Origin of the sequence: Frankia sp. CpI1-P (assembly GCF_001421075.1) — a bacterium.
GTDB lineage: Bacteria > Actinomycetota > Actinomycetes > Frankiales > Frankiaceae > Frankia > Frankia torreyi.
Genome location: NZ_LJJX01000052.1, coordinates 38,357 through 46,019, shown reverse-complemented (window position 1 = coordinate 46,019; position 7,663 = coordinate 38,357). Strand labels below are relative to the sequence as shown.

7 protein-coding genes and 7 pseudogenes are annotated in these 7,663 nt (G+C 71.7%); 10 read left to right on the top strand and 4 right to left on the bottom strand.

Going from position 1 to position 7,663, the window contains the following annotated elements:
• A pseudogene (locus FF86_RS25305) lies at positions 1 to 202 on the bottom strand (helix-turn-helix domain-containing protein); the annotation flags it as partial.
• A 180-nt stretch (positions 203 to 382) separates the two neighbouring features.
• On the opposite strand from FF86_RS25305, the pseudogene FF86_RS68305 reads away from it, so the two are divergent.
• The 3 pseudogenes from FF86_RS68305 to FF86_RS57550 form a co-directional block, all read left to right on the top strand.
• Positions 383 to 553, top strand: a pseudogene (locus tag FF86_RS68305) (alcohol dehydrogenase catalytic domain-containing protein); the annotation flags it as partial.
• Positions 554 to 557: 4 nt separating this feature from the next.
• Positions 558 to 1,091: pseudogene (locus FF86_RS64375) on the top strand (zinc-binding dehydrogenase); the annotation flags it as partial.
• A gap of 1 nt (position 1,092) precedes the next feature.
• A pseudogene (locus tag FF86_RS57550) lies at positions 1,093 to 1,205 on the top strand (zinc-binding alcohol dehydrogenase); the annotation flags it as partial.
• A 125-nt stretch (positions 1,206 to 1,330) separates the two neighbouring features.
• Here the strand turns inward: FF86_RS57550 and FF86_RS25295 are convergent.
• Positions 1,331 to 1,669, bottom strand: a complete 339-nt coding sequence (locus FF86_RS25295; RefSeq protein ID WP_044887580.1) for a helix-turn-helix transcriptional regulator — start codon at positions 1,667 to 1,669, stop codon at positions 1,331 to 1,333.
• Positions 1,670 to 1,821: 152 nt separating this feature from the next.
• Between FF86_RS25295 and FF86_RS25290 the strand changes: the two genes are divergently transcribed.
• A complete protein-coding gene (locus tag FF86_RS25290; RefSeq protein ID WP_044887581.1) occupies positions 1,822 to 2,253 on the top strand; it encodes an Hsp20/alpha crystallin family protein in 432 nt (143 codons plus the stop codon).
• A gap of 636 nt (positions 2,254 to 2,889) precedes the next feature.
• Here FF86_RS25290 and FF86_RS25285 read toward each other — a convergent pair.
• Positions 2,890 to 3,534 (bottom strand): DsbA family oxidoreductase, encoded by a 645-nt coding sequence (locus FF86_RS25285; protein WP_044887610.1) that lies wholly within the window; start codon positions 3,532 to 3,534, stop codon positions 2,890 to 2,892.
• A 260-nt stretch (positions 3,535 to 3,794) separates the two neighbouring features.
• On the opposite strand from FF86_RS25285, the gene FF86_RS25280 reads away from it, so the two are divergent.
• From FF86_RS25280 to FF86_RS57530, 5 genes and pseudogenes are all read left to right on the top strand, one after another.
• Positions 3,795 to 4,862 carry a dihydrodipicolinate reductase gene (locus FF86_RS25280; protein WP_044887582.1) on the top strand — a complete coding sequence of 356 codons (1,068 nt, stop codon included), beginning with the start codon at positions 3,795 to 3,797 and terminating at the stop codon, positions 4,860 to 4,862.
• Positions 4,859 to 4,918 (top strand): annotated as a pseudogene (locus tag FF86_RS63130) (hypothetical protein); the annotation flags it as partial. The gene FF86_RS25280 and the pseudogene FF86_RS63130, both read left to right, overlap by 4 nt.
• A gap of 1 nt (position 4,919) precedes the next feature.
• Positions 4,920 to 5,234: pseudogene (locus FF86_RS57545) on the top strand (SDR family oxidoreductase); the annotation flags it as partial.
• A gap of 1 nt (position 5,235) precedes the next feature.
• Positions 5,236 to 5,279: pseudogene (locus tag FF86_RS57540) on the top strand (hypothetical protein); the annotation flags it as partial.
• A gap of 46 nt (positions 5,280 to 5,325) precedes the next feature.
• Positions 5,326 to 5,686: SDR family NAD(P)-dependent oxidoreductase (locus tag FF86_RS57530; protein ID WP_242419551.1), on the top strand; the 361-nt coding region annotated here is incomplete at its 5' end.
• 139 nt (positions 5,687 to 5,825) lie between these two features.
• On the opposite strand, the gene FF86_RS25270 is transcribed toward FF86_RS57530, so the two are convergent.
• Positions 5,826 to 6,263, bottom strand: coding sequence for a nitroreductase/quinone reductase family protein (locus FF86_RS25270; RefSeq protein WP_044887584.1), 438 nt, complete (start codon positions 6,261 to 6,263; stop codon positions 5,826 to 5,828).
• 366 nt (positions 6,264 to 6,629) lie between these two features.
• Here FF86_RS25270 and FF86_RS25265 point away from each other — a divergent pair, with 366 nt between their 5' ends.
• Positions 6,630 to 7,649, top strand: coding sequence for an LLM class flavin-dependent oxidoreductase (locus tag FF86_RS25265; RefSeq protein ID WP_044887585.1), 1,020 nt, complete (start codon positions 6,630 to 6,632; stop codon positions 7,647 to 7,649).
• The last annotated feature ends 14 nt before the right edge of the window (positions 7,650 to 7,663 follow it).

The following is a 7,663-nucleotide window of genomic DNA, read 5'->3' as shown; positions in this document are numbered from 1 at the left end:
GCCGCAGCGTCTCACCCGAGACACCCAGCCGTGCCGCGATCACCTCGACAGGATCAACCTCGCCGGTCGAGGTGTCCAACGCGAGCAGCACCTGCGCCCGCCTGATCATCGAGGCCGGATGCACACCCGTGGTGGTGACCCGAACCAACGCTTCACGATCGGCCGCGGTCAAGGTGACCGGCCGCTTCTTCTGTGACGGCATGACTTGTCCTGACCGGCAGAGGGGACGAGGAAGATCTGCCAACACCAGCCTGCCACACCCCAGAACTAAACAGCGACGGTCTACTAGGCGCCCAGTTCCCACCGCAGCGGGCGGCGCGCGACAAGGAGAACCGTGATGAAGGCGTGGCACTTCGTGGCGACCGGGGAGCCCCTGCGGCNGGTGGAGCTTCCCGACCCGGTAGCGGGGCCCGGCCAGGTGGTCGTGGACGTTCACGCCGCCGGGCTGTGCCACACGGACATCTCCTTCATGAACGGCGAGGTGCCGGGCATGCCCTCGCACGTCCCGATCGTGCTCGGCCACGAGATCGCCGGCGCGGTCGCCGAACTCGGCGCCGGTGTCACGGGCTTCGCCGTCGGCGACCGGGTCGGCATCGCCCCGGTCCTGCACGACGGGCCCGGGGTGGGTCGCGACGGCGGCTACGCCGAGCGGGGCGCTGGCGCAGGTCGACGAGCTCGTGCCGGTGCCCGTCGGGGTCGACTACGCGCAGGCCGCCGCCGCCACCGACGCCGGCGCGACCGCTTACCACGCGGTGAGCGCGATCGGCGAGGTGACCAGCGGCAGTCGCGTCGGCGTGATCGGGCTCGGCGGGCTCGGTCAGATCGGCGCCCGGGTGGCCGTCCTGCTCGGCGGGGAGGTCCACGTCACCGACGTGCGGTCCGATCTGGAGGCGACGGCGGACCTGCTGGGCGCGGCGTCGTTCACCACCGACGCCGACCGGTTCGCCGGCCTCGGCCTCGACGTGGTGTTCGACTTCGCCGGCATCGACACCACGCGACTCGCCCTGAGCGCGGCCCGCCCCGGCGGTCGGGTCGTGCAGATCGGCGCGGGCCGGCCGGAGGCGACCCTCAGCATCGTCGACCTGGTGGTCNGCCGCCTCGAGCTGCGCGGCACCCTCGGCGCCACCAAGGAGGACCTGGTCGCGGTCTACGCGCTGCTGGCCTCGGGCGCGCTCGACCCGGTCATCTCCACCGTCGGTTTCGACNCCATCCCCGACGGGCTCGAGCGCCTGCGCCGGGGCGAGGCTGAGGGGCGCACCGTGGCGGTCCGTTAGACGGGCAGTCCGTACGTCACCGCGCCGGTCAGTGTCTCGGGCGCGGCCTTCCTGCCTCAGTCCGTGGTTCGAAGGCGGCCCGACCGCGGTGGCGGCTCCACGTCCGCAGCCTGAGTCAGCTCAAGTGCGGCTCGCAGCCGTGCGTTCTCAGTCTCCAGCTCGAGCACCCTGGCGATGCCGGCGAGGTTCAGCCCGGCTGCGAGTAGATGCCCGATCCGTTGAAGCCGGGCCAGGTCGTCGCTGCTGTACCGGCGGGTCCCGCCGTCGGTGCGGGCCGGCTCCAGCAGGCCGCGCCGCTCATACAGGCGCAGGCTCTGCGGGTCCATCCCGACGAGATCGGCGGCGACCGAGATGCCATACACCCCCTGGGTCGGGTCGACATCCGACGGTCTCACGGGGCGCCTCCAGGGACTCGCCCGGACAGNCGACCGGGGACTTGCCTCAGTCTGCCATCGGTGCTATATAAAAATCTAGGTCAGCCACTACAGATAAGTGGATGATCCAACGCTCTGATCTACAAAATCGTGATCGTGGAGGTGGAGTTCCGATGTTGGTGCGCACCGACCCGTTCCGGGAGCTGGATCGGCTGAGCCAGCAGGTGCTCGGCACCCTGGGCACGGTGGCCCGGCCGAGCGGGATGCCGATCGACGCCTGGCGCGAGGGCGAGGAGTTCGTGGCGGAGTTCGATCTGCCCGGGGTTGACCCCGCCACCGTGGATCTGGACGTCGAACGCAACGTGCTGACCGTGCGCGCGCAGCGCCCGGCACTGCAAGGAGACCGCGAGGTCCTGGTCGCCGAGCGGCCCCGCGGAGTGTTCAGCCGCCAGCTGATCCTGGGCGACAACCTGGACACCGAGAAGATCACCGCCAGCTACCACGCCGGCGTGCTGACCCTGCGGATCCCGGTCGCGGAAAAGGCCAAGCCCCGGAAGATCGCGATCGAGACGTCCAGCGACGACCGCCGGGCCATCCACGCCTGAGCCGGGGCGGGACCGATGGCTACCCCACAGGGGCCGGCGCCGGTCCGGTCGGTCGAGGCGCAGCTGGCCGACCTGATCTGCGCCGACCCCGACCTGCTGCAGGCCGAGTTCGACGCGATCATCTCGNCCGAGTGGGGCAGCGACGTTCCGACGGGCAGGCCAGGGCGGCCACCCGTGCCGGGACCAGCGTCGCCGGGACCACCGCCGACCGCGTGCTGTCCCCACCCTCACCCATCCGGACCGCCGGTCGCCCGACGCCCCCAACGCAGAGCCGGGCAGCGGGCGCCGCCCAGCAGCCCGAACCCCTCGACATCAAGGCAGCAGCACGGCGAAGGGAGGCCCGGCTACTACTCACGATCCCAGGAAATTCCAGCAACACGTCGTCCCGCGCGCAGTTCTGGCCCCGGCTGCCCTTACCCGGGGCCAGAACTGCCTCCCGATCGGGGCAGCGCGGGAGCACGAGCGTCACCTGGGTGACGCTCGTCGGCTACCGGCGTCTCCTGGGTCGCATCCTGTGATCGACGGCCGCGCCGGTCCATCAGTGGACCATCCCGTACCTGCTCGGACGAGCAGTGAGAGCACTCGAAGGTGCCGGGGCGGCCGGTTGGATGGGTGGCCCGGCAAGGCGGCGGCCCGTCAGGCGGCGGCCCGGTGGTGCGCCCAGGCCTGGTCGAGGGCCTGGGTGAACAGGTCCACGGGCTGCGCGCCGGAGACGCCGAAGGCGTCGTCGAGGACGAAGAACGGCACCCCGGTGATGCCGAGGTCGCGGGCGGCGCGTTCGTCGGCGCGCACCGCGTCGGTGTAGTCGTCGCCTTTCCAGACCCGGCGGACCTCGGCGGCGTCGAGGCCGGCGGCGGTGAAGACCTCGACGGCGGTCTCGGCGTCGAACACCGGCCGGCCCGCGCCGAAGTGGGCCGCGTTCAGGGCGCTGACCGCCTCGGCCTGCCGGCCGGCGTCGGTGGCCAGGTGCAGCAGCCGGTGCAGGTCGAAGGTGTTCCCGCTGAGCCGGTCCGCGGTGTACTGCAGCCCCTCGCCACGGGCGGCGTCGGCGACGCGGTTCTCCATCGCGGCGACCTCCTCGACCGGGCGCCCGAACTTGGCGGCCAGCGCCTCACGCAGGGGGCCGGACTCGCCGCGGGGCAGCGTCGGGTCCAGCTCGTAGGAGTGGAACACCACGCTCACCTCGTCGCGGTGCGCGAATCCGGCCAGGGCGTGCTCGAAACGCGCCTTGCCGATGTAGCACCACGGGCAGACGACGTCACTCCAGATGTCCACGCGCATGCGTCCGACCGTCACCCTCCTTGTCGCGGGTCCGTCGCGGGGCGCCGTCACGCCGACACCCTCGCGGCCGGCGGGCGCATCGGGCCCGGCCGGCGACCCTGCCGTCCACCGTCGCCGGAACTGAACACCGGGCCGGGCGAGGAGATTCCGGGCGCTGTACGAACGTTCAGCTTCCTGATCGGCGATTGACGGTGCCGGTCGACGCGTGTGACGCTCGGCACGTCCGGTTGGACGCACAGGGGTGAACGCGGAGGCGACGCATGGCGTTACGGGTGGTTGTCGGCTACACCGGCGGGGTCGGAAGCACAGTGGTGCGGCTCGTGCAGGGCAATCCGGCGTTCGAGCTCGTCGGTGTTCTCGTGCACAGCGAGGACAAGGATGGTAAGGACGCCGGTGAGATCGTCGGGATCGCCCCCACGGGTGTCATCGCCACCCGCGACGTCGACGCGCTGATCGGGCTGAAGGCGGACGTCCTCGCGTGGCACGGCATCGACTGGCAGCCGGAGCTGATCGCGAGGTTCATGCGCGCGGGCACCAGCGTCTACTCCAGCCACGGTGGCTGGTTTTTGCCGAGCGAGCCGTCGTACGACCTGATTCAGGCCGCGGGCGAGGAGGGCGGCTCCGCCCTGATCGCCGGCGGCAACATCCCCGGCCTGATCAGCGACGTCCTGCCGCTGTTCGCCACCGGCTACAGCGCCGACGTCACGTTCGTGCGCGCCTGGCAGAAGGACCACGTCCCGCACTACCCGTCGGCCTTCCAGCTCGGCGAGTTCCTCGGCTTCGGCCAGGAGATCCCCGATCACGTGGACCTCGACGGCGAGCTCTCCTTCGCCGACGCGTCCTGGCAGTGGTGCATCGGCCAGTCCGCGCAGATCGTCGCGCAGGCCCTCGGCATTCCGTACGACGGCACCAAGCTGACGAAGAAGGAGTTCGGCGCGGCGCCGGAGGACCTCACGCTGCAGCCCAGCGGCCTTCACATTCCCAAGGGGCACGTCGCCGGGGCCCGGTGGACGCTGACCGCCTACTCCAACGGCAAGCCGTTCTACGAGCTCGTCAACGAGCAGAGCGCGGTGCTCGGCCTCGGCGACGACTGGCGCCAGGACGACGACGAGCCCAACTGGCGCGTCATCGTCGAGGGCAGCCCGTCGATCGAGCTGCAGTTCGGCCTGCCCGGCTCGCACGACGGGCCGGACCACGTCGCCGCCCTCAACGCCGCGCGCGCGGTCGCCTGCCTGCCCGGCGTCGCCGCCACGCAGAAGACCGGCTGGGTCACGGTGCTCGACCTGCCCGCGCCGGTCGGCGTGGTCTCCGCGGAGCTGCAGGCATGAGTACGCAGCGCCTGTCCGGCAAGGTCGCCCTCATCACGGGCGGCACGCGAGGCATCNGCCGGGAGTTCGTCGAGCGGTTCGCCCGCGAGGGCGCGTCCGTGGTCTTCACCGGCCGGTCGGTGGACGCCGGCAAGGAGATCGAGGAAGAGGCGAAGGCCCGCGGGGAGAACGTCACGTTCGCCGCCGGCAGCGCGGCCTCGGAGGACGACGTCCGCGCGGCGGTCGACCTGGCGGTGTCCACCTACGGTTCGCTCACGACCGTCGTCAACAACGCGGCGGCGACGCACCTCACCGGGCCCGGCAGGCCGGACACCAAGGTCGCGGACGTCAGCACCGAGGTCTTCGACGAGATCGTCCGCATCGGCCTGTACGNGACGTTCTGGGCGGCGAAGTACGCCATTCCGCACCTCATCGCGGNGGGCGGNGGGGCGATCATCAACATCTCCGCGGCGTCCAGCGTGCNGTCGATCACCGGGCGGCCGAGCTACCAGTCCTCCAAGGGTGCGATCAACTCGCTGACCCGGCAGATCGCGGTCGACTACGGCCAGTACGGCATCCGCTCGAACGCCATCATCGTCGGCTTCACCAACACCGGCGGCGTGGAGATGACGAAGATGGTCGCGAACGAGGCGCTGATGGCGCCCGTCCGCAAGACGATCATGCTGCCTCGGCTCGGCCTTTCCAGCGACATCGCGAGCGGGGCGGTGTTCCTCGCCTCCGACGAGGGCTCGTTCATCACGGGCGTCCTGCTGCCGATCGACGGCGGGCTCACGTGTCACCTGGAAATGCCTGACACGGCGAGCGCCGCCGCCCTCGGCGACTGACCGGCGCCGCCTCGCTCCCAGCCCGGGGGGCGGAGCGAGGCGGCGGTGCCGAGGGTGCCGGCGAGCGTGCGGTGACGGATTCGGCCGCACGCTCGGCCCGGCGGGTGAGGCGGGGGAACGGGTCAGGCGGGGGAACGGGTCAGGCGTTGCCGGTCGGAGCGAGTGCGACGACCGGGATGACCCGGGTCGTCGCCGACTGGAACTCCAGCAGGATCGGGAACGTCTCGGCGTGGCGCGCGTAGATGGCGTCGCGCTCCGCGCCGTGAATCTCCGTGGCCGTCAGCCGGACGGTGTCGCTGCCGATCTCGGCGGTGACCTCCGGGTGCGCGCGCAGGTGCCGCAGCCACCGCGGATCCTCATCGAGGCCGTCGTTGATGGCCAGCACGACGCAACGGTCCTTGTCGGCGTCGGCGAAGTAGCTCAACGGCACGATGTGCGGCTTGCCGTCGGCATCGTGGCCGCTGTGCAACAGCAGCCGGGTGGGCCCCGCGAACCTGCCGGTCGGCTTGCCGCCGGTGGCCCGGTACTCGGTGATGTAGTCCTCGATGTCCTGGGCGGTGAAGGTCTTCTTGCTCATCGCGTCCGCTTTCTCCTCCGGCTTCCGACCTGACGGTCGGGCTGGTTCCTCGCCCGGTCGCGGCCTTGCGCCGCTCGACCGGGCATCCTGAATACGGGACGAGCCGGGCCCGGCTCCGCGGGACCTTCCTCCCGCCGGCGCACGCCGTCCGGCCCGCGGAGCACCCGCCGACCGGCCGCGCAGCGGCGGTGCCGGGGGACGTCAGATGCGGTGCGTCGTGCCCGGTCTGCGGGCTCGGACCGTGCTGAACGTGCCGCAACCCGCCCCACCCCGGAGTGGGCCGGCCGCGACTGCGGCGTCGTCGACCGCACGCACCTCGGTGGCGGCGGCGGGAATGCGGTCGCGGGACGGGGAATTGACCTGAGGGTGAGTGTTGCTGACGACGTCCTTCCGCTGGCCGTTCTCGACTTCGTCGGGATCGAGCACGGCGAGAGCCCGAGCGCCGCGATCGCCGGCGCGGTGAGCATCGCCCAGGCCGTCGAGGCGGCCGGTTATCGGCGGTACTGGGTCTCCGAGCACCACAACATGACCAGCCTGGCGTGCAGCGCCCCGGAGCTGCTGACGGCCCACGTCGGCGCGCACACGTCCCGGATCCGGGTCGGCGCGGCCGGCATCATGCTGCCCAACCATGCGCCGTTCAAGGTCGCCGAGACGTTCCGGACGCTGCTGGCGATGTACCCGGGCCGGATCGATCTCGCGCTCGGTCGGGCGCCGGGGACCGACCCGTTGACGGCGCACGTGCTGCGCCGGGGTGTGGCCAGTGATCCGGCCGCGGAGTTCCCCGGGCAGGTCGGCGAGCTGCTGGCGTTCCTCGGTGACGGCTTCCCCGCCGGCCATCCCTACGCGCAGCTCGTGGCAGCGCCGCTGGTCGAGGAGCGGCCCGAGCTGTTCGTGCTGGGGTCGAGCCCGTACGGTCCGCGGTTCGCCGCCGTCAACGGGCTGAGCGCGGTGTTCGCGCACCACATGAGCCCGGATCTCGCCGTCGAGGCGCTGCGGGCCTACCGGCGCGAGTTCACCCCGCGCACCGACGGCGCGACGCCGTATTCGGCGATGTCCGTGCTGGCCTTCGCCAGCGACGACGACGACGCGATCGGCGACTTCGAGGCTGCCTGGGCCCTGATGATCCAGAACATCACCCGCGGGATCCGTGAGCCGCTGCGGCCGGAGGACGTCCGCGCGTTCGCCCGCTCGCCGCAGTTCCGCGCCACCCGCCGCGACGACGGTCGGATGGTGACCGGCGAGCCGAAGTCCGTCGCCGGACGGCTGCTGGAGCTGAAGCAGGAAGCCCAGGTCGACGAGATCGTCGTTGTCACCCCGGGCCTCGACCGGGACCGCCGCCGGGACAGCTTCACCGCACTGGCCGACGCCTGGCGCCAGGTCGCCTGAGCCGGATTAGTCGC